General features: G+C 41.6%; 19 protein-coding genes and 1 other annotated feature. Of the genes, 15 read left to right on the forward strand and 4 right to left on the reverse strand.

The genetic code is table 11. The annotated features are described in order from the left end of the window. Positions 1 to 9 precede the first annotated feature (9 nt). Positions 10 to 201, reverse strand: coding sequence for a hypothetical protein (locus tag D9X91_RS01220; protein ID WP_121678727.1), 192 nt, complete (start codon positions 199 to 201; stop codon positions 10 to 12). Between the two features lie 174 nt (positions 202 to 375). Beyond that, positions 376 to 610, forward strand: a binding site (T-box leader). 210 nt (positions 611 to 820) lie between these two features. Here D9X91_RS01220 and D9X91_RS01225 point away from each other — a divergent pair. The 3 genes from D9X91_RS01225 (at position 821) to D9X91_RS01235 (ending at position 6,626) form a co-directional block, all read left to right on the forward strand. Continuing rightward, on the forward strand, positions 821 to 3,469 hold the full coding sequence (locus D9X91_RS01225) for a valine--tRNA ligase (RefSeq protein WP_121678728.1): 2,649 nt from the start codon (positions 821 to 823) through the stop codon (positions 3,467 to 3,469). Positions 3,470 to 3,529: 60 nt separating this feature from the next. Then, a complete protein-coding gene (locus tag D9X91_RS01230; protein WP_121678729.1) occupies positions 3,530 to 4,846 on the forward strand; it encodes a bifunctional folylpolyglutamate synthase/dihydrofolate synthase in 1,317 nt (438 codons plus the stop codon). Between the two features lie 76 nt (positions 4,847 to 4,922). Continuing rightward, positions 4,923 to 6,626, forward strand: a complete 1,704-nt coding sequence (locus tag D9X91_RS01235) for a sensor domain-containing diguanylate cyclase (protein WP_121678730.1) — start codon at positions 4,923 to 4,925, stop codon at positions 6,624 to 6,626. 35 nt (positions 6,627 to 6,661) lie between these two features. On the opposite strand, the gene D9X91_RS01240 is transcribed toward D9X91_RS01235, so the two are convergent. Genes D9X91_RS01240 through D9X91_RS01250 form a run of 3 tightly spaced genes read right to left on the reverse strand, consistent with a single transcriptional unit; the run spans position 6,662 to position 9,056 of the window. After that, on the reverse strand, positions 6,662 to 8,146 hold the full coding sequence (locus tag D9X91_RS01240; RefSeq protein WP_121678731.1) for a hypothetical protein: 1,485 nt from the start codon (positions 8,144 to 8,146) through the stop codon (positions 6,662 to 6,664). A 5-nt stretch (positions 8,147 to 8,151) separates the two neighbouring features. Further along, the gene (locus D9X91_RS01245; RefSeq protein WP_121678732.1) at positions 8,152 to 8,664 is read right to left on the reverse strand and encodes a PilW family protein; all 513 of its coding nucleotides are present in this window, start codon (positions 8,662 to 8,664) and stop codon (positions 8,152 to 8,154) included. Beyond that, entirely contained in the window at positions 8,661 to 9,056 is a 396-nt protein-coding gene (locus D9X91_RS01250) for a type II secretion system protein (RefSeq protein ID WP_121678733.1), read from the reverse strand. Before D9X91_RS01250 ends, D9X91_RS01245 begins: the two co-directional genes overlap by 4 nt. Positions 9,057 to 9,196: 140 nt before the next feature. Here D9X91_RS01250 and D9X91_RS01255 point away from each other — a divergent pair, with 140 nt between their 5' ends. The 12 genes from D9X91_RS01255 to D9X91_RS01310 all read left to right on the forward strand — a co-directional run bounded on the left by D9X91_RS01255 (position 9,197) and on the right by D9X91_RS01310 (position 20,944). Continuing rightward, entirely contained in the window at positions 9,197 to 10,681 is a 1,485-nt protein-coding gene (locus D9X91_RS01255) for an MPP10 family protein (protein ID WP_121678734.1), read from the forward strand. Between the two features lie 24 nt (positions 10,682 to 10,705). Next, positions 10,706 to 11,458: a PRC-barrel domain-containing protein gene (locus D9X91_RS01260; RefSeq protein WP_121678735.1), complete on the forward strand. Its 753-nt coding sequence runs from the start codon at positions 10,706 to 10,708 to the stop codon at positions 11,456 to 11,458. Positions 11,459 to 11,471: 13 nt separating this feature from the next. Beyond that, positions 11,472 to 12,818 (forward strand): VanW family protein, encoded by a 1,347-nt coding sequence (locus tag D9X91_RS01265; RefSeq protein WP_121678736.1) that lies wholly within the window; start codon positions 11,472 to 11,474, stop codon positions 12,816 to 12,818. A gap of 21 nt (positions 12,819 to 12,839) precedes the next feature. Further along, on the forward strand, positions 12,840 to 14,501 hold the full coding sequence (locus D9X91_RS01270; protein WP_121678737.1) for a GspE/PulE family protein: 1,662 nt from the start codon (positions 12,840 to 12,842) through the stop codon (positions 14,499 to 14,501). Between the two features lie 8 nt (positions 14,502 to 14,509). Further along, entirely contained in the window at positions 14,510 to 15,553 is a 1,044-nt protein-coding gene (locus tag D9X91_RS01275) for a type IV pilus twitching motility protein PilT (RefSeq protein ID WP_121678738.1), read from the forward strand. After that, positions 15,553 to 16,764: a type II secretion system F family protein gene (locus D9X91_RS01280; protein WP_121678739.1), complete on the forward strand. Its 1,212-nt coding sequence runs from the start codon at positions 15,553 to 15,555 to the stop codon at positions 16,762 to 16,764. Before D9X91_RS01275 ends, D9X91_RS01280 begins: the two co-directional genes overlap by 1 nt. 119 nt (positions 16,765 to 16,883) lie before the next feature. After that, a complete protein-coding gene (locus tag D9X91_RS01285) occupies positions 16,884 to 17,330 on the forward strand; it encodes a type II secretion system protein (protein ID WP_121678740.1) in 447 nt (148 codons plus the stop codon). Positions 17,331 to 17,333: 3 nt separating this feature from the next. Then, on the forward strand, positions 17,334 to 18,077 hold the full coding sequence (locus D9X91_RS01290; protein WP_121678741.1) for a prepilin peptidase: 744 nt from the start codon (positions 17,334 to 17,336) through the stop codon (positions 18,075 to 18,077). A gap of 15 nt (positions 18,078 to 18,092) precedes the next feature. Beyond that, positions 18,093 to 19,052: a type IV pilus biogenesis protein PilM gene (gene pilM / locus D9X91_RS01295; RefSeq protein ID WP_121678742.1), complete on the forward strand. Its 960-nt coding sequence runs from the start codon at positions 18,093 to 18,095 to the stop codon at positions 19,050 to 19,052. Then, positions 19,052 to 19,690, forward strand: coding sequence for a PilN domain-containing protein (locus D9X91_RS01300; protein WP_121678743.1), 639 nt, complete (start codon positions 19,052 to 19,054; stop codon positions 19,688 to 19,690). The genes pilM and D9X91_RS01300 overlap by 1 nt, the downstream gene beginning before the upstream one ends. Beyond that, positions 19,687 to 20,475, forward strand: coding sequence for a hypothetical protein (locus D9X91_RS01305; protein ID WP_121678744.1), 789 nt, complete (start codon positions 19,687 to 19,689; stop codon positions 20,473 to 20,475). Before D9X91_RS01300 ends, D9X91_RS01305 begins: the two co-directional genes overlap by 4 nt. After that, positions 20,459 to 20,944 carry a prepilin-type N-terminal cleavage/methylation domain-containing protein gene (locus tag D9X91_RS01310; RefSeq protein ID WP_158598205.1) on the forward strand — a complete coding sequence of 162 codons (486 nt, stop codon included), beginning with the start codon at positions 20,459 to 20,461 and terminating at the stop codon, positions 20,942 to 20,944. The genes D9X91_RS01305 and D9X91_RS01310 overlap by 17 nt, the downstream gene beginning before the upstream one ends. The last annotated feature ends 12 nt before the right edge of the window (positions 20,945 to 20,956 follow it).

The raw sequence follows: 20,956 nt of genomic DNA on the forward strand, positions 1-20,956 counted from the left end.
GCTCCTTTCTTAAATCCAGTCCAAATAAAAGGCAAGGGCAACCAGGATAAAAATGGCCAATAGCAGTACATCGAATGTGGTCGGCATCAATATGGTACGGATTCCCTGGAAGACCATGAAAGGGATGATGAATTGTCTGCATATATCCCTAAAAGTCCGAAGCCACGGCGGCAGCATATATGGATTATATTTTTTCCGCACTTTGAATCACCTTTCCTTTGCGTTCGTGATAGTATATGAGGGTAGCAGCCTAATGGTGTTTCAAAAAAAAAATGGGACTGAAAGCCGGAAAGAGAATATTTTTATAAAAAAAGGCCAATAATGATTGACGAAAAGTTTTCCTTTCGGATACTATAATGAGTACATAGAATAATTTGAAATGCATGGATAGGGAAGAGTACGATGCAGCTTCGCATCAAGAGAGGGAAATCAATTGCTGGAAGATTTCCTATGCGGACGCGTTGGAAGGTCGCCCTGGAGCAGCTTTCGTGAACATATAGTAGCGAAATGCCGGTGGAGAGCCGTTAATCATTTGAGAGCTAAATGAAGGGTTTACATATTCATTTAGAAAAAAGGTGGCACCGCGAAAACAACTCCTTTCGTCCTTTTAGACGAGAGGGGTTTTTTGTATTTCATAAGGCTGTTTTCTAAATGTAGTTTTTTACATTTTACAAGTGGGAAGCATTCAAGATGGCGTTGGTCGGAGAGGAAAGCGAGCATCCTTCCGTGGAAATCAACTTTACTCCATAAATAGCACCCACTATACGAAAGCAGCCTTTAATAAAGAATCATGTGTATAACCAAAAAGGAGGAAAAATCGATGGAACAGAAAGAATTGACGATGCCGACAAAATATGACCCGCAATCGATTGAAAATGGCCGCTATGAATGGTGGTTGGACGGGAAGTTTTTCGAAGCGAAAAATGATCTTGAAAAGGAGCCGTATACGATCGTCATTCCACCTCCGAATGTAACAGGTAAGCTGCATTTAGGACACGCGTGGGATACGACCCTTCAAGATATTTTGACAAGAATGAAACGGATGCAGGGATATGATGTTCTTTGGCTTCCTGGAATGGATCATGCCGGTATTGCAACACAGGCAAAGGTTGAAGAGAAGCTGAGAAACCAAGGAAAGTCCCGCTACGATCTTGGCCGCGAAAAATTCGTGGAAGAGACGTGGAAATGGAAAGAAGAATATGCCGAGCACATTCGCCAGCAATGGGCAAAGATCGGCTTGGGCCTGGATTACAGCCGCGAACGCTTCACATTGGACGAAGGTCTTTCGGAAGCGGTTCGAGAAGTGTTTGTCACCCTTTACAATAAAGGATTGATTTACCGCGGAGAATACATCATTAACTGGGATCCGGCCACAAAGACGGCTCTTTCAGACATTGAGGTTATCCATAAGGATGTCCAGGGTGCGTTCTATCATATGAAATACCCGTTGAGCGACGGTTCAGGGGATATTGAAATCGCCACTACCCGACCTGAAACGATGCTGGGGGACACTGCCGTTGCTGTTCATCCAGAAGATGACCGTTATAAGCATCTGATCGGAAAAACGGTCATTCTCCCGATTGTTGGACGCGAAATCCCGATCGTCGGTGATGATTATGTAGATATGGAATTCGGTTCCGGTGCCGTGAAAATCACCCCTGCCCATGACCCGAATGACTTTGAAATCGGGAATCGCCACGGGCTCCCTCGTATCCTCGTAATGAACGAGGATGGTACGATGAATGATAATGCCGATAAATATAAAGGAATGGACCGCTTTGAATGCAGGAAGCAAATCGTAAAAGATTTACAGGACCAAGGGGTACTGTTCAAAATTGAAGATCACATGCATTCGGTAGGACATTCAGAGCGAAGCGGAGCAGTGGTTGAACCTTATCTTTCCACTCAATGGTTCGTTAAAATGGCGCCGCTTGCGGAGGAAGCGATTAAGCTTCAGCAGTCCGAAGAAGATAAAGTTACTTTTGTCCCTGAGCGCTTTGAGAAAACATATTTAAGATGGATGGAAAATATCCATGATTGGTGTATTTCCCGTCAGCTTTGGTGGGGACACCGAATCCCTGCTTGGTACCATAAGGAAACAGGAGAAGTCCATGTAGACCTAGAACCACCTGCAGACCTTGAAAATTGGGAGCAAGATAATGATGTATTAGATACATGGTTCAGTTCAGCATTGTGGCCATTCTCGACAATGGGCTGGCCAGACAAGAATTCCGATGAATTCAAGCGTTATTATCCTACTAATTCGTTAGTAACTGGATATGACATCATTTTCTTCTGGGTATCCCGCATGATTTTCCAAGGCTTGGAATTTACGGGGAAACGTCCATTTAAAGATGTGCTCATCCACGGTTTAGTACGTGATGAAAATGGCCTGAAAATGAGTAAATCCTTAGGTAACGGTGTAGATCCGATGGATGTCATCGAGAAGTATGGGGCGGATTCACTACGCTACTTCTTATCGACAGGAAGCTCCCCTGGTCAGGACTTGCGTTTCTCTTTCGAAAAAGTGGAATCTGTTTGGAATTTCGCCAACAAGATTTGGAATGCATCCCGCTTCGCACTGATGAACATGGACGGAATGACATACGACGAGATCGATCTTTCAGGAGAAAAATCAGTTGCTGATCATTGGATCCTTACGCGATTGAATGAAACGATCGAAAGTGTTACGAAGCTTGCAGATAAGTATGAGTTCGGAGAAGTGGGCCGACTGCTTTACAACTTCATCTGGGATGACTTCTGTGATTGGTATATCGAAATGGCGAAGCTTCCGCTTTATGGCGAAGATGAGGCGGCTAAGAAAACGACGCGCTCCATCCTGGCATATGTACTCGACCAAACGATGCGACTGCTCCATCCATTCATGCCATTTATTACCGAGGAAATATGGCAGAACTTGCCGCATAATGGCGAATCGATCACTGTTGCAAGCTGGCCGGAAGCGAAGCAGGAACTCAGCGATGAAGCTGCTGCCAATGAAATGAAGCTTTTAGTAGAGATTATCCGTTCTGTCCGCAACATCCGGGCGGAAGTGAATACGCCATTAAGCAAAAAAATCAAGCTGATGATCAAAGCCAATGATGAGCAGGTATTAGCATCTCTAAATAAAAATGAGGCATATATCGATCGTTTCTGTAATCCGGAAGAGCTTGTGATCACATTGGATGCTTCTGCTCCAGACAAAGCGATGACGGCGGTTGTATCGGGTGCCGAACTGATATTGCCACTAGAAGGACTCATCAACATTGATGAAGAAATCCAGCGTCTTGAGAAGGAATTGGATAAATGGACAAAGGAAGTAGACCGCGTTCAAAAGAAACTCGGAAATGAAAAATTCGTCAGCAAGGCTCCTCAAAAAGTCGTTGATGAAGAGAAATCAAAAGAAAAAGATTACCTGGAACGCCGCACAGCGGTTGAAAATCGCATCAAAGAATTGAAAGGCGAGTAACCAGAAAGGCTGGAGAGGCTGACGCGGTCAGTCTCTTCGCTGTGTAAAGGGGAATCACTCATGATAGAAACTTATTCAGAAGCAATCAAATGGATCCATTCACGCCTGCGGCTTGGAATCAAGCCTGGGTTGAAAAGGATGGAGTGGATGATGGAGAAGCTCGGACATCCCGAATCAGATGTTCAATTTGTCCATATAGGCGGAACCAATGGGAAAGGATCAACGGTCTCTTATTTGAGGTCAATTTTAACTCAAGCTGGTTATTCCGTAGGTACATTCACTTCTCCCTATTTTGAACAATTCAATGAACGGATCAGTGTCAATGGACGGCCTTTGCCTGATGAGGATTTAGTTAAGTTGGTCAACATCATCCAGCCCCTTGCATGCCAATTAGAGGATACAGAACTTGGGTCGCCGACTGAATTCGAAGTAATCACCGCAATGGCAATCTATTATTTTTCAAGACTGAATCCACAGGATATCGTCATCATGGAAGTCGGACTTGGGGGGCGATTTGATTCGACGAATGTCATCAAACCTCTCATTTCAGGCATAACCAATATCGGATTCGATCATATGAACATACTGGGAAGTACGATTGGAGAAATCGCTTTTGAAAAGGCAGGGATCATCAAAAAGGATACACCGATCGTGACGTGTGCCAAACAGTTGGAAGCATTGAAAGTGATCAAATCGAAGGCAGTGGAAGAAAATGCAGAATTGATATGCTTCAGTGATGACTTTCGTGCAGCAGGGCATGTATCAACAGAAGGAGGAGAAAAATTTGATTTTTCCTTCAAGGAAATATCATATGATGCCCTGGAAATCAGCATGGTAGGAAAGCATCAAGTTGAGAATGCGTCGATGGCTGTGATGATCTCGATTTTGCTTGATGGGCATGCTTCATTCCGCATCAAGGAAATGGATGTCCGAACGGGACTCGCTGATGCTTTCTGGCCAGGCAGGATGGAAAAGTTGTCACAATCCCCGCTGATCTACATGGACGGTGCTCATAATCTTGATGGGATCATTGCTTTGAAAAACACGATACAGCAAAGATTCAGCCATTTGAATAAAAAGATTGTTTTTGCCGCGTTAAAGGACAAGGAGATTTCACAAATGATCGCAGCACTGGACGGACTGGAAGGAAATCTATATTTTACACAATTTGATTTCCCACGGGCAGCGACGGCAATGGAACTGTATGAAAAAAGTTCTTCGGATCAGAAGACTTATGGCGAAGATTGGATGAGCGTTGTAAAAGATGTCATCAGTGGCAGTGATGAGAATGACGTGATCATTATCACGGGATCATTATACTTTTTATCAGCAGTAAAACCATTTTATTTACAATTTTCTAAAAACAAAGACATTTAAAGTGACAAATTAGGTTGTATTTGGTAAAATATTTGAAAAAACGTGACTATTTTACTAAATATTTAGGAGGGCGGAAATGAACGTTAAACGATCGGTTTCATGGTTTTTTTGGACCTTATGGGTCTGTATAGTCCCCGCCGGGATGTATTTGACGTACCATTTTTATCCTCCTGTCGATTTAAATGTCTGGGAGTTCATTGGATTCTTTCTTTTGGCGGCAGCGATCACCCTATTCCCGATTGCCATCAACGGGACAACGATCTTTATTGTCCAATGGGTCACGCTTGCTGCATTGATGACTTTCAACCTATTTTTTTCAATGTTGATCCTTCAATTATCGATTATCCTGCTGATGTTCAGGATCGGGGTCAGCAAAAACGAGCTTTATCGTTTTGCCTCTAACTCCTTGATGTTCTTCCTTGCTTCGTTCCTGAGCGGAATTGCCTATTTTGCGGTAGGGGGGCAGGTGCAGGACCACAGCCTTCAACATATTTTGGGACCGGCCTTCCTTCATGAAATCGTCTATTTCGTATGCAATCATCTCTTGCTGTTCGCATTCCGAAATTTATCGGGCCATAAGCATAAATTTTTCGGTGCAGACTTGACGTGGGAAACGCTTACGATATTAATGGTTTTTCCATTGAGCATCGCCCTTTATTATTTGTTTGGTCAGATCGGATTGCCTGCATTGGCGCTGCTGGGCGTACCTTTTATCAGTGCTTCGCTCGTGCTCAGGCTGTATAATTCAACGGAAAAAATCAACGATTATCTCCAGAATGCCGTGGAGATCGGCCATCAGCTGACCCAGCATCTGCAGGTTAATGAAGTACTGGATCTGTTTATCCAGAAAATTTCGCACACGCTTCCTGTGGACTATGCGTATATCCTTAGCGTGGAAGGAAAGGAACTGGTCTTGATCCGCAGGGTGGAAATGGGTGAAATAAAGGATAATGATCTTGTCCCCCTGAAAAAGAATCAAGGAATCAGCGGTGTCGTCTGGGCAGCGGAAAAGTCGGTTATCTTTGATAATAGATCCGAATGGAGTGGAATGGCAAAAGGATATATGCCGGAAAATGTCGAGAGCATACTGAGTGTGCCAATCGTCCGGAACAAGCGTATCGTCGGTGTGCTTTTACTTGCCTCCACGCGGAAAAAAGCATATGAAAAATATCAATTGATGATTGTCGATATGCTATGTTCATACTTTGCAGTCGCAATCGAAAATGCCCGACACTATGAGGAAACAAAGCGGAATAGTGAACGCTGCGCATTGACGAACCTTTATAATTACCGATACTTTGAAAATCTGTTAACTGAAGAATATGTGGAGATGAGAAAAAGGAAGCGCAAGAGGATTTCTCTGATAATGCTGGATATCGACCACTTCAAAGTCGTCAATGATACATACGGTCATCAAAGCGGCAATGAAATATTGGTCGAAATGGCCGATCGCCTCAATCGGCTCGTTGAAGGTTTTGGAACGCTAGCCCGATACGGCGGTGAGGAATTCGTTATCCTGCTTCCAGATGTTTCGAAACAAAAAGCAACCGAATTGGCCGAAACTGTCCGCTTGACGATAGCAAACCGTCCGTTTACGCTCCATAACAACCTTGAACATGAACGTAAACGATTGATGGTACGCATCACGGCCAGCATAGGTGTGGCAACTGCCCCTGAGGACGCAGATGACGCCCTGTCCCTCATCAGGCATGCCGACAGAGCACTTTATATCGGAGCAAAACGCGCGGGAAGGAACCGCGTGGCGGAATATGTGAAATAAAGTAAAATGAAAAAGCTGCCAAGAATTTGGCAGCTTTAATTTTGTTTACTTTTATATTCCATATCGATTTCTTTAATTGTAAGTTTTTCTACGGTTGGAATACCTTTCGGAGGATCCAATATTAAATCTTTCTGATAGTGTATCGATAGTCTGGGTGTTCCATTGGTTGTAACTGAATTGAGCCTGATCGGATTGCCGTATATTCCACCGTTTATTTTAAGATTCGATAGAATCCCATATATTTGCAATTCTTGATTGGAATAAAGATATGCATTCATTTCCATCGGCGCATCATTGAAAATATTGTTGAATGCGAGGGTAATCTGATTATTGGCCAGCAAGATTAATGTTCCTGCATTGTTATATAAGCTAGAAACAAAAATATTGTTGCCTGCATAAATGGTTCCATTGGAATTCAGTTCTCCTTGAATGTTCGCTGAACCGCCAATATACATCACACCATCCAAGTCCACATCTTCAAAGGAAACGTTCCCGGCAGCATAAATGAAATTTTGATTCCCATTTACTATTATTTTTGTATTATGGTTTTGATGATGGGATCCATTGATATAAATAGACCCTGTAACATAGAGCTTACCATATATATTCAGTGTACTCCCAGAGGAAATGACTAAATCCCCATTAATAAGCGTATTATTGGACAGTGTTTGGTTTCCGGAAATGGACAACCCTTTTTTATATCTAGTATAATTGCCCATTTGACTTACTTCATTTTGTTTTTCACTAATGATTTGTCCGATTTGGATCGGATCAATATTCAATTCCCTGTCTTTAATTTTCGGAGGAACTTTAAAAAATGTTTTTAAATTTTCCATATCAGGTGAAAACGGCTGCCAATTCACACCACACCAAAAACATTGGTCTGTTTTATCCCCAAAGTACTTTCCTTCAACAGTTAGACTGCCGTCAATGGTTGGAAAAAGGGTCGAAGATAATAATGAAATAAGCGGATTATTTGATGTATAAATATTATTCCCTGTATAAACATCGCCTTCGATATATGGGGACCCATTTAAAAATATGTCACCTGGCGAAATGGCGCTGTATCGAAAGACCTCCGATATGGTTGAGATCGTGACGGTTTTTTCTATTTTTTTTTGTTTGCTGATTGCTGAGGATATTGTTACTTGATCCAAGAACATGCCTTCATTTTGTGAATCTTGCTTTAGTGTTTGATAATTCAAGGTGAATTTTTTCCCATCAACACTTTGTATATGATCCAAGGCAGTATGCAGGACACTTAAGTATTGTGCAGCAGGTACAAGTCCTTGTTCAATCGAACTGTTGATGCTCTCGACTTTATTTTCGATTAAAGCCATCGCTTCCTCAATGGCCATTTCCCCATCAAGCTTAGCCTGTACATTACCCTGTGCGATTTGGACCAGCTTAAAGGAATTCAAATTTATTGATAGAAGAGTCATCCCAAGGGCGATGACAACAACAACTACCAATAATACAGAAAGCAGGGTATAACCATTTTCATTTTTCAGCTGTTTCATCCATTTCACCCTTCACCTTTTTGAATAGAATAGACTGTGAAAAATTTAAGTGAATGATCGGAAGATTTTTGCTTTATGGTGAAGTAGCAATTCAAATTTCCGTTTTCACTAGTAAAATAAGAGTTTGAGAGCATGTAGTCAGGACTATTGATCACTTTCCCATCTATGTACAGATTTCCATCAGCAATCTTGATTTTTATCGTGGAACGTGTTTCTTGAAAATCTCCTGAGGAACCTTCATGTTCCAAGGAAATATTGATTGCTGCAAATGATGAGAATTGATTATTCTCTTCATCCAGGTCTTCTGCTTCAACTTGATCAGTATTCAAAAGAGCTTCATTCATGTGTTCGGTGATATAAACAGCTTCGTTATTTAAGGCGGTTTTTAATACATCTTTATGGGCTGCCTTTTGAGAGGTAAGCGTAATGTGATAGATCAAGGTTATTACCATGGAAGAAATGGCAATTGCCACTAGTAATTCAATAAGTGTTAATCCGCGATTATTAATTTTTCTCATTTTCTAACATATCCTTCTGTCACTGATTTTTCGCTGTCCACCGCGGCAGTCACAGTAACTTTCAATACGAGAAGTCTATTGGACAGTGTGGGTGAGGGATGTCTGCTTACTTCAAGGAATGCTTTATATTTGGAGGAGTCTAGGTCTTCATTCCCAGCGAGTGTGCTTTTGATATCGATTTCTTCTTTGTTTCCAATTTTCCTTTCTAAATCTGTAAAGCTCAATTTTTTTGTTTCATTTAGAAGGCTTTTTGAAAGCTGAAGGGTTGAAAAATTATTCGTTGATATTTTCGTATTTTCATAGGATGTGGTAAGGAATGTGCCGGCTATTGTCAGTACAATTGAAAGCAAAACGATTGAAACCAAAACTTCAATCAAAGTAAATCCTTCCATATTTGAGATTTTTTTTCGGATTTTGACCAGCCACCTTCTTTTAAAATATCTATCTTTATTATACAATATTTAGTAGTCGAATATCGTTGAAGTGAATATTTTTTCATAGATTTTTATCATAATTTGGAAGGGGTGAAAGGGTGGTTGTTTTTATTTTTTCAATATTGGCATTATTGATTGCGATTCCAATAGTGTTTATTATCCCAATCAATATAACGAATAAAGGGAAATTGATGCTGGTGGCGCTCTCATTTTTATTAACTTCTTTAGGGTTGTTGGCTACAATTCAATATTCGATATGGTTCGTTATTCCTGCCTTGATTATCCTGGCTGCACTCCTTGCTTATATTGTTGAGAGTAGATATAATCATATGTTTTTATCATCAGCCATAAATGATGAGCAATTGGTTGTGTTTGATGAAGGTAGTTTCAATGAAAATGAACCTGAAGATAGAGTAAGTAAAAATGTATCAAAAGACTCATTGGTATCCTTATATAAACAAGCAAAAGGCATTGAAGATGACGGAGAAGATTCTATTTTGCTGGAAGATGAATCTATGGACTTGGAAGATGAGGAATCCATTGTTTACTCAGACGATGAAGAAGCAGATTTAACAGATGATGGTTCAGATACCGCAATTAATGAAAAAGCAGAAACTTTAGCATCGCTGGAATGGTTGGAAGATGAATTAGAAGAATTAGAAGATATCAAGTTAGATGCTGACATGGAAGAGTTGCAATTAGCCGATGGGTTTGAAATTGGTGACCTTGAAAAATCGACTGACGAATCTTTGAAAGTTGAAATAGTGGAGGCCATTATTGAAACTCCTTCTGATGCGGCCGAAGATGAAGAATTGAGTGAGATTGAAAGGATGCTGCATGAGCTCGATGAAGGTGTGGAAGGATCCGAAGCGCTTCCAATCACCATGCATATGAAATCTGAACAAACCCAAAACGAAGTCGATTCCCATATTCAAGGTGACTCCTTCGTTGAAATTATCGAAGAATTACATGATTTGAGTGTGGAAGAAGAAATTTTGATTGGCGATGGTGATGTGTTCGATAAAGTGGAAACGTTTGAGCATTCCGATAGTTTGTCAGAAAGTGATGGCGAGGAAGAAGATCTCGATATAGAAGAAACTTTTATTGAAAGTAGGGATGGCCTCGCCCATGAAAAATCATCTTCAAAAGAACTTGGTGGAAGCGTCATTTATGTAGACGAAGTGAATGCTCCAGTTGAATCAAAACTCGAACCAGAAAATCTTTCTGTTGAAGAAGATCCAGAGATTAAACATGAAACAGCAAAAGTAGAGTTAACAAGGGGACAGCCGAGTATTCAAAAGGAAATGTTTCAAATGATGAGGGAGCAGCTGGTTCAATATCAGAAAAAATTATCGCCGAACCAATTTGAAGAATTGGTCTTAGCCTACTTGCACCCGAGTTTACCAGACAAAGATTACTATTCATTTGCGAAAATTTTAATGGAACATTACATTTTAACCGCAAATATAGAAAAATTGGTTATTTACGCAAATGAAATTCATGATCGATTTAAAGCGTTCCCAGGTATTGTAGCAGAAATCGAACTTTACAAAAGCTTTATACGTCCAAGTGTAAGAAACTAAAAACGAGAATAGGTGTGGAAAAAAATGAAAAAAAGTGCAGAAATTAAAAGACTTCCAATAATAAATATTGCTGAAGGGGTTGAGCTGGGAAGGGTAAAATCCTTAGTGATCAATCCAGAAAAAGGTTCGGTGGACTTTCTAACAATCGAACATGAGGATTGGCAGGTCAGCGTGAAGGCGATTCCTTTCAAAAAAGTTGTGGGAATCGGTGAATACGCTGTAACGGTTGAAAATGAAAATGCAGTGATTGATCTGAATGAGATTCCGATTGCCAATCAGCTCGTTAATAAAAAAATCAAAATTAACGATACGAGGGTCATGACACGAAAAGGCCAGTTGATCGGCGAAATTACTGAGTATTATGTAGACGATGAAAATGGTTCAGTCCTAGGACTTGAATTAAAGGTGAAAGATGAAATGGTAATCCTCCAATCCGAGTTTGTCCTTACATATGGGAAGGATATCATCATTGTGAAAGAGGACTCCCTCAATCATATGAAAAAAGATATCAGTCAACTTGATGACGGGGTAATCGATGCTCATGATGAAGCAGCAGCTGCTTCCGAGAAAGCAGTTACACCAGAAGATCAGCTGGCAGAAATAAAATCAAGGCAATTTCAGCTCTTGCTTGGGAAGAAAGTGACGAAGGATATTCAAGAATCAAATGGTGATGTTGTCATCCCAGGGGGAACGATTCTTAGTGAAGAGCACATACAATCCGCGCAGGAAGCCGGCCCGTCTGTATTTGTTGATTTGACAATGAGCATTGAAGCATAAGAGGGGTGGCTAAATGAAAAATAGTCGTTTGGTTAAATTGATGTTGATCTTATTGTTATTTACCGGGTTTATTTTTGGCTTTTCGAATATAGGTGCATTGGCGTATGAAAAGCTCGTCCTGGATAATGACAAATTCAGTGTTGATACCACTGTCAACGATGTAAATATCGGAGGCGAATCTGTTGCAGATGCAAATCAGTCCTTGGCCAATGCGATAAGCCAATGGAAGAAAAACTCAAAAATTTCGGTGCGCTTGCTGAATAATGAAATGCTGCTGGATACAGGATTATTTCATTTTGATATCGATACGACATTGGGAGAATTAAAAAACGGACAGCATGCTTCTTTGTACGTATTAGTGGACAAGACCTCTTTGCGGCATGAAATCCAAGCTGCTTTTAAAGAAATCGATCCATCCGATATTGATTTGGTAAAATTGGCAAACGATTTAAATGGTATGGCTTCAGTTCTGCAAAGCGGTGAAACAACAGTGGAATTAACTGATTACATTCAGGCATCAAAAGGTCAACAACCATTGATTCAAACGAGTACAGAAAATATGGAGATTACACCAGCGATTGAGCAGTTTGTCAAAGACTTTCCAGAAATCGATATTCCAGGGAAGTCCCAATTTTCATTTGATCAATTTTTGGCCGAGAACAAAAATACCATTGAATCGAGTGCAAACTTGAGCATCTTTTCATCATTGATTTACAAAATGATACTTCAAACGAATTTTTCTGTAATAGAAAAAAATACAAGTCGTGAATTGCCCGAAAACATTGAGTTGGGCTTTGAAGCAATGGTCAATCCGAAAAATAATCAAGATTTAATTGTTATCAATCCTAATGAGACCAAATACAAAATAAACTTCGATATCATAGGCAAGCAAGTGGAAGCCAGTTTGGAAGGCGCTCCGTTCTTGTTTAAATACAAGGTAAAACTATCTGACAAAGCAACCTATCCGCCTAAAACGATCATTCAATTTAGTCCACTGTTGAATGATGGGGACAAGAAGATCTTGAATGAGGGAAAACCCGGGATGAGAATACAAATCATCAGGCAGTCCTTGGATAAACAAAACCAGCTGGTGAAGGAAGAGAAAATTGCAGATGATTTCTATCCACCGATATATCGAGTCGAGCTCCACAGTTTAATGGAGCAGTCCAAAGGGAATGAGGGTGAAGGCATATCCCAAAATAATGACCAAACCGGCAATGATACCCAAATTAATGGAGAAGAGGGTTCAAGATCTGATAATAGTCAATCTAATACTTCAACCACAAATGGGACCGATGATACAAAGAATGTCAGCCTTTATGATAATTGGGAAAATGTAGATGGCTCTGAAGTGAAATAACCTGATAAGCAGGGTGATGGGATGATAAAAGAAAGAAAGAGACTTGGGGATTTATTAGTTGAAACAGGCATGATTTCCGAGGAACAGCTTCAGGAATCATTGAATGAAAAAGAAAAAGGCCAGAAGCTCGGTGATGTCTTACTGCAAAAAGGCTTGATCACAGAACAGCAGCTTATAGAAGTACTTGAATTTCAACTTGGCATTCCACACATCAGTTTATACCGGTACCCATTTGAGAATAATTTATTTCATTTAATTCAAAAAGATACAGCTAAAAGAAATCTCATGATTCCGTTGAAGAAGGAAGGCGATCGACTTTTTGTCGCAATGTCCGATCCGATGGACTTTTATGCCATTGAAGACTTAAGGCTGTCAACGGGCTTTCAAATTGAAACGGCAATCGCCACCAAGGATGACATACTAAAAGCGATCAATAAATATTACGACAAAGAGGAAGGTTTCGAAGAACTTGTCAATGATCGAATTGATCAGGATCCGGGAGACCAGCAAAATATCACCGATCAAGATTCACCTGTTGTCAGGCTGGTCAATCAGATTCTCATGAATGCTGTAACGCTGAAGGCCAGCGATATCCATTTAGATCCTCAAGAAACAAAGATCGTGGTGCGTTATCGGATAGATGGTGTATTGAGGACAGAGCGGACATTCCCGAAGCATATGCAAAGCATACTCATTGCTCGCATAAAAATTATGGCCAACTTGGATATTACCGAATTCAGGATTCCGCAGGATGGAAGAATCAAAACTAATTTGGAGTACCGGCCGGTCGACTTGCGCGTCTCCACCCTGCCAACAGTCTTTGGCGAAAAAATAGTCATGCGGATCCTAGACCTGAGTGGTACATTAAATGATATTAAACAGTTGGGCTTTAATAAGCTGAATTTAAAAAGATTCATGGATATGATCGATCAGCCCACAGGCATCGTCTTGATAACGGGTCCCACTGGATCCGGTAAATCGTCGACATTGTATGCAGCATTGAACCAGTTGAACAGCGAAGAAGTTAACATCATCACGGTCGAAGATCCCGTGGAATATCAATTGGAGGGGATCAATCAAATCCAGGTGAACCCAAATGTGGGCCTTACCTTTGCTAAGGGGCTTCGCTCGATATTACGCCAGGATCCAAATATCATCATGGTTGGCGAAATTCGTGACCGCGAAACGGTCGAAGTGGCTATCCGTGCTTCATTGACTGGACACTTGGTGTTAAGCACCATCCATACCAATGATTCAATCGGGACCATTACGCGCTTATTGGATATGGGAGTTGAACCATTTTTGGTAGCTTCCTCACTCAGTGGAATCGTGGCACAGAGACTTGTAAGAAGGGTTTGCCGTGATTGCATAGAAGTTTCAGCACCTACCAAAAGGGAAGTTGACATTTTCGCCAGAAGGGGAATGAAAATCGAAAAAGTAGCCCGGGGAAAAGGGTGTTCTTCCTGCAGTATGACCGGGTATAAAGGACGAATCGCCATCCATGAAGTACTCTCAATGAATGATGAAATGAGAAAAATCATTTTAAATGGAGAATCTTTTTCGAATTTGCGTGAATATGCCATCAAACATAAAACCATCTTCTTAATTGATGATGGCCTGCTTAAAGTGAAACAATTGATAACCACCACCGAAGAAGTTCTTCGTGTGGCAATGACGGAGTAGGTGGACGCATGAAAGAAAAAATTGATTATTTATTAAGGGCTGCCTATGAATTCAAAGCATCGGACATTCATTTGACCGTCGGCTCGCAGCCAATATTTCGTATCAATGGCGATTTAAAAAAATATGGGAAAGACATATTGAAGCCCGAAGATACCGAAGGCATGGCAAAGTCCATCATTCCAAATCATCTGTGGGATGAATTGAAGGATATCGGTGAGCTGGACTTCTCATATGGCATCCAAGGGGTTTCACGGTTCCGGGTAAACGCTTTTCATCAAAGATCCTGTATTTCCCTGGCGATTCGTATAGTTCCTACCGCCATCCCATCGATTGATGACCTGCAGCTCCCGCTTGTTTTAAAACGTTTAACGGAAAAGCCTCAGGGTCTGTTTTTGGTAACTGGTCCAACAGGGAGCGGAAAATCAACTACACTCGCCTCCATGATCCATTTCATGAACTCGACTTCGAGAAAGCATATCATCACGTTGGAGGATCCAATAGAATATCTTCATAAACATGGCTCTTGCATCATTGACCAAAGGGAAATCGGATTCGACACGAGGGATTTTGCCCAGGGTCTTAGGAGTGCATTAAGGCAAGATCCAGATGTCATTTTGGTAGGGGAGATGCGTGATTTAGAAACGATTCATACTGCAATCACTGCAGCAGAGACAGGGCATCTCGTCCTTGGTACGCTTCATACTTCAAGTGCCCCGTCTACGATCGAGAGGATCGTAGATGTCTTTCCGCCTCAGCAGCAGGCGCAGATTCGTATCCAATTGGCATCCGTGCTTGTCGCGATATTATCGCAGAGGTTATTTCCGACAGCTGACAAAAAGGGCAGGCGGGCAGCCACTGAGCTCCTTGTCAATAATGCTGCAGTAGCCAATTTAATTCGTTCGGAAAAAGTCCATCAAATACAGAATATTATGCAGACGTCTAAAGGATTGGGGATGCATACTATGGAAGCAAGGATAAAAGAACTGGTGGAAGCAGAGGTCATTGCAAATGAATCAGCCTATGCTTACATACAGGAAGAGAGTACAGTCTGATGGCGCGATATCAATTTACAGGCAGAGGCCGTGAAGGAGACAAAAAAGGGACGATTACTGCGCTGTCTAAGAAAGAAGCGATGCTCAAGCTCAAAAATCAAGGCATCAGGGTCATTGAAATTGAAGAAATACCCGAAACGCTTTTGACAAAGGATATTAATATCGGCAATCCGGTAAAGCTTCAGCATTTGGTGATATTTCTGCGTCAATTTTCCACACTTCTGCAAGCAGGTGTGACTGTAGTGGAAGCGACGCATATTCTTTCTGCACAGACCGAAAGCAAAGTTCTTAGCAGGATCTTGACAGAGGTAGAAAATGAATTGAAGGATGGGAATCCATTATCAGACGCATTTTCAAAGCATAAAAAGGTTTTTGAACCGCTGCTGATCAATATGCTGAAAGCTGGTGAGGCGACCGGAAGCCTTGATGAAACATTGGACAGGCTTGCAAATCATTATGAAAAACAGCATACGACGAAGCAAAAAATCATTTCCGCCATGGCTTATCCTGCAGTTGTCGGGGTGATCGCCATCGGGGTCATCATCTTCTTGCTTGTCGCTGTCGTCCCGACCTTTGTCTCGATGTTCAAGGATTTTGGCGGGGAACTGCCGGGGATTACAAAATTCGTCATAAACGCCAGCGGCTTCATGGAGCATTACTGGTATATAGTAGTCATGATCATGGTGTTAATCATGCTAGGATTTATGATGTTAAAAGGCAACAAGAAAACAAAATACTATATCGATTATGCAATTTTGCGCATGCCGATTTTCGGGAAAATGATGCAAAAAGCGGTACTTGCCAGAATGACACGGACACTGAGCTCACTGTTTTCAAGCTCGGTCCCGATTCTTCAGGCAATGGCCATAGTCGAGAAAATTGTTGAGAACGAAGTGATCGCCGGTGTGATCAAGCAATCGCGGGAAGCTTTGGAAACAGGTCACTCCTTGACAGGGCCGATGAGGAGGCATTGGGCCTTCCCACCATTGGTCAGCCAAATGATCGCCATCGGTGAAGAAACGGGATCGCTCGATTCCATGCTGAGTAAAGTCGCCGACTTCTATGAAAAGGAAGTTGAAAATGCCACGGACAGGCTGAAATCGTTGATCGAACCAATCATGATCGTCCTTCTGGCATCAATCGTCGGCACCATCGTGACATCGATCCTCGTCCCGATGTTCGATATATTTAACCAAGTACAGAATTATTGAAATAACTTTACAAAAATTTCTAAAATTCAGCAAAACATTTCTTTATTTAGGTAATTTGTCTAGTATAATGAACTTAAGAATATTTTATTATTAATAAGAAACGTAGGAGGAATTGGAAAATGTTGAAGAAAATCGGTCAAAGATTAAAAGACCAAAGAGGTTTGACATTGATTGAGCTTTTGGCAGTTGTTGTCATTTTGGGAATCATCGCTGCGATCGCGATTCCGAGCATCGGTGGAATTATTAATAACTCTAAGAAGGATGCTCATATAGCAAACGCTCAGCAAATGGTTGATGCGGCTAGAATGGCAATAACCGCCAATGATAAAGGAGCTACTGCTGGTCAATTTACCATGGCAGAATTAGTAAGTAAAGGGTATTTAGAAACAGTAGACGATCCATCAGATAGTACAGGTTATGATGATGCTAAAAGTATTGTAACTTATACAGCCAGTGGAACTTCGGGAAGCTACACATATACAGTTACATTGGTAGGAAAAGCTGGAACAACTCACGTAGCACCAAAAGACCCGAAAACTATGAAAAGGACAGATATCACACTATAGATCATGGGTATTATCTTATTCCTCTACGGCCTTCTCCTAGGCTCCTTCTACAACGTAGTCGGCCTGCGGGTGCCTGAAAAAAAATCGATCGTAAAGCCGCGTTCGGCCTGCCCGAACTGCGGACATACTTTGAGACCAATAGAATTGATACCGGTTTTATCTTACGTCATTCAAGGGGGGAAGTGCTCACAATGCAGTGGGTGCATCTCTCCTCTTTATCCTTTCATGGAACTTGCTGCTGGCCTTTTGTTTGTTTACTCCTATGAGGTGTTTGGTCTTGCCCCGGAGCTGCTGATCGCCTTGACGCTGGTTTCCATGCTTATCATCATTTTCGTATCTGATATCAAATATATGATTATCCCGGATAAAATCCTGCTTGTATTTGGGGGCATTTTTATCGTGGAGCGGCTTTTGCTGCCCTTGAGTCCATGGTGGGATTCACTGGTTGGAGCTGTTGTTGCTTTTGCCCTTCTCCTGCTCATTGCTATTGTCAGTAATGGAGCGATGGGCGGCGGGGATATAAAATTATTTGCTTTGCTTGGCTTCGTCCTAGGGGTGAAGCTGGTGCTGCTTTCATTTTTCCTTGCTACGCTAATCGGAGCGGTTGTCGGTATCATCGGATTAGCAATCGGCATCTTTGAAAGGAAGAAGCCGATTCCATTTGGGCCTTATATTGTAGCGGGGACACTTGCAGCCTATTTCTTTCATTATGAAATCCTACGATGGTATTTCTCTCTCATTTTGTAAAAGGAGCATACTTATATGGCTTTTGGACTATTTTCGAAAAAACAGAAAATCTCTAACCTTGTCCTGACAGATGAATACATACGCTATGCTGATGTTAAAGCTTCTGAGCCGTTGACAGTTGAAGGCATTGGTGAGAGGCGGTTACCTGAAGGGATAATATCAGAAGGGAAAATCATCGATCGGCAGACTCTGGAGATGATCATGGAAGAGTGTGTGGAAGAGTGGGGGATCAAAAATCGTCAGATTCGTTTCACCGTTCCGAGTACATATATTATTTTGAAAAATATATTTATCTCTGAAGATATCCATGATGATGAAATTAAAAGCCATTTGTTCCTGGAGATTGGGACAAGTATTCACCTTCCTTTTGAAAATCCTCTTTTCGATATTGTGGTACTTGGCAGCAGTGAGGGGAAAAAGGAAGTGCTGCTGATTGCTGCACCGGAGGATATCATCCTATCATACCGGGAGTTGTTGGAAGGTGTCGGATTAAAGCCGTTCATCGCTGATATTTCCCCGCTTTCCCTGTATCGGATTTTATATTATCAGGATAAGGCAGAAGCCAAAGAGCATGAAATGATTTTGAAATTTAGTGCAAAAATGCTCACGGTTTCAATTTTTCACGAGCATCGGCCTATTTTTTTACGTCCGATTCATATGAACTCAGAAGACAACCTGAGAAGCACGCTTGATGAGGGAAACGAAGCGCCAATCGATTTTCTGCTTGAGGATACGGTCAAAGAAATTGAAAAGGTCATGAATTTTTACCGTTACTCCCTGCATAAAGGTGAACAAAGCGTAACAAAAATGATCCTTACCGGCGACCATCCGCATCTTCATGCAATCCAAGACCATTTAACGAATCGTTTGAATCTTAATATTGTTTTAGATCAACCCGCCTTTGAAGGCGAGGGCGGATTAGTGCCAATAACGTTCCATACCGCAATAGGGTTAGGATTAAAAGAGGTGCTCTAATGTTAATCGATATTAACTTGCTTCCAGAAAAAAAAGTGAAAAAGAGAACTTCACTCTATCTTATTGCGGGCATCTTAGCGGCAGCAATCTTATTCGGTATAATATTAATCTTCCAAGTAAATTCACAGAAAGCGCATTTGAAAACACTTGATGCAAAATTACAGGAGCAAAAGCAGATCGAAATTACGATGCAGAAGCGCATCAAAACGTTCGAAACCTCTGACAGCTTTCAACAGCTTGATCAAGCGGTGAAATGGGCTGAATCCTATCCAGTGAAAACCGGTCCTGTGTTGGACAAGCTTACTGCCCTTTTGCCGGAGAGGGGCTTTTTCAACGAATTTGGATATGCTGAAGACGGCACCGTTTCATTGAGGGTTCAATTCGACTCAGAAAGCCAGGCTGCCTACTATTTGGATCGACTTAAGAAAGCTGATTGGATAAGTGATGCCAATATTATGAAGCTAAGCACCTCTCAAATAGATGATACAAATAAAGGGTCTGCAAATCTAACAGCCACGGCTGGGGCAGATAATGTCTTGCCGAGATATATCGCAAGCTATGAAATCAAGCTGAATAAATCTATCATTCAATCTGAATCAGATGAGTCCTCTGAAGTGGAAGGGGATGAACAAAATTGACATCTTTCAGTAAAAAAGAGTGGGCGTTACTTGCTTCCTCCATCATCGTTTCAGGGGTGATTTTGTTTGGGGTATACTTTCTATTCCTTAAACCGATGAATGATCAAGTAGAAATTCGGACAAAAGAACTTTCAGCCGAAGGAAAACTGATTAAAGTCGTCAAACAAAAGGTCTCCGAAATCAAGCAGAACACATTTGAAAGCACCGTTTCCCTTCAAATGAAGGTGCCGGTGAAATCAGCAACAGAAAATCTATTGCTCGATTTGGAAAAAGCAGAAGTTGTATCACAAAGTACAATTCAATCATTGGAATTTGCGGATGGCGACATCTCACAAACATTACAAGCCGATACGTCCAAATTATCTCATGATGACCAAGTAAAAGATAGTTCAGACAGCTCGCCGAAAACCCCGCTAGCGACGCCAAATTCAAATTCACAAACTAACAAGGAAGTGGTTTTGCCGAACGGCCTCCAAAAAATCACGATCAAAATCGATCTCGACACGGAGAGCTACACGGATTTCAAAAAATTTCTTTCCGAGCTCGAAGGCTTGAAACGGATTGTGGAAGTCGAGCAGATCTCCTTCCAGGGCCCGCCCGAGGTCAAGACGGTGGAAGATGCACCGGGACTGATGGAATACAGTCTCGTGGTATCTGCATTTTATCTTCCTGGGATAGATGATTTGACGAAGCAGCTTCCGGGGATCGATTCGCCCTTGCCTGCCAATAAAAACAATCCATTCGCCTTAAGTCCGGATGTGTCCGAAGATGCTGCACCAAATTGATATTGGTCATCACGGTAAACGGCAAAATGGATTTACGCTTGTTGAATTGCTTGCCATCATCGTGATCCTTGGCATCATTTCTTCCATTGCCATCGTTCAGATTGACAATGTCATTGAGACGTCAAAGAAGCAAGCATTCGTGGCAAACGCTTATACGCTAAAAAACGCGGCACAGTTTTATTTGAAGGAGCCTGAACTGGATGGTTCTGCCCGCTTCGTCCAGCAGTTATCCTACAAAAATTTGCATGATCTAGGGTTCATCGACGAGATCAAGGATCCTTTTACAAAAAATAATTTAGACCCGTTGAAAAATGATTCCTATGTGACGATTGAAGATGGTAAAGTCACCGCGGTTTGTTTATTCGGAGATACCTTTAACCTCTGCTCCGAAATACAGGATGATCAAGTCATTGCTAATACACCGGTGTCCTTTTCCACCCTGACAATCGCTGACCTCCAGCCGAATTGAAAAAATTGACGA

Source organism: Falsibacillus albus, from assembly GCF_003668575.1.
GTDB lineage: Bacteria > Bacillota > Bacilli > Bacillales > DSM-25281 > Falsibacillus > Falsibacillus albus.

Bases quoted from the DNA above. Each gene is read 5' to 3' on its own strand.
- D9X91_RS01225 (WP_121678728.1), top strand. From the start codon at position 821: ATGGAACAGAAAGAATTGACGATGCCGACAAAATATGACCCGCAATCG.
- D9X91_RS01230 (WP_121678729.1), top strand. From the start codon at position 3,530: ATGATAGAAACTTATTCAGAAGCAATCAAATGGATCCATTCACGCCTG.
- D9X91_RS01235 (WP_121678730.1), top strand. From the start codon at position 4,923: ATGAACGTTAAACGATCGGTTTCATGGTTTTTTTGGACCTTATGGGTC.
- D9X91_RS01240 (WP_121678731.1), bottom strand. From the start codon at position 8,146: ATGAAACAGCTGAAAAATGAAAATGGTTATACCCTGCTTTCTGTATTA.
- D9X91_RS01245 (WP_121678732.1), bottom strand. From the start codon at position 8,664: ATGAGAAAAATTAATAATCGCGGATTAACACTTATTGAATTACTAGTG.
- D9X91_RS01250 (WP_121678733.1), bottom strand. From the start codon at position 9,056: ATGGAAGGATTTACTTTGATTGAAGTTTTGGTTTCAATCGTTTTGCTT.
- D9X91_RS01260 (WP_121678735.1), top strand. From the start codon at position 10,706: ATGAAAAAAAGTGCAGAAATTAAAAGACTTCCAATAATAAATATTGCT.
- D9X91_RS01265 (WP_121678736.1), top strand. From the start codon at position 11,472: ATGAAAAATAGTCGTTTGGTTAAATTGATGTTGATCTTATTGTTATTT.
- D9X91_RS01270 (WP_121678737.1), top strand. From the start codon at position 12,840: ATGATAAAAGAAAGAAAGAGACTTGGGGATTTATTAGTTGAAACAGGC.
- D9X91_RS01275 (WP_121678738.1), top strand. From the start codon at position 14,510: ATGAAAGAAAAAATTGATTATTTATTAAGGGCTGCCTATGAATTCAAA.
- D9X91_RS01280 (WP_121678739.1), top strand. From the start codon at position 15,553: ATGGCGCGATATCAATTTACAGGCAGAGGCCGTGAAGGAGACAAAAAA.
- D9X91_RS01285 (WP_121678740.1), top strand. From the start codon at position 16,884: ATGTTGAAGAAAATCGGTCAAAGATTAAAAGACCAAAGAGGTTTGACA.
- D9X91_RS01290 (WP_121678741.1), top strand. From the start codon at position 17,334: ATGGGTATTATCTTATTCCTCTACGGCCTTCTCCTAGGCTCCTTCTAC.
- pilM (WP_121678742.1), top strand. From the start codon at position 18,093: ATGGCTTTTGGACTATTTTCGAAAAAACAGAAAATCTCTAACCTTGTC.
- D9X91_RS01300 (WP_121678743.1), top strand. From the start codon at position 19,052: ATGTTAATCGATATTAACTTGCTTCCAGAAAAAAAAGTGAAAAAGAGA.
- D9X91_RS01310 (WP_158598205.1), top strand. From the start codon at position 20,459: ATGCTGCACCAAATTGATATTGGTCATCACGGTAAACGGCAAAATGGA.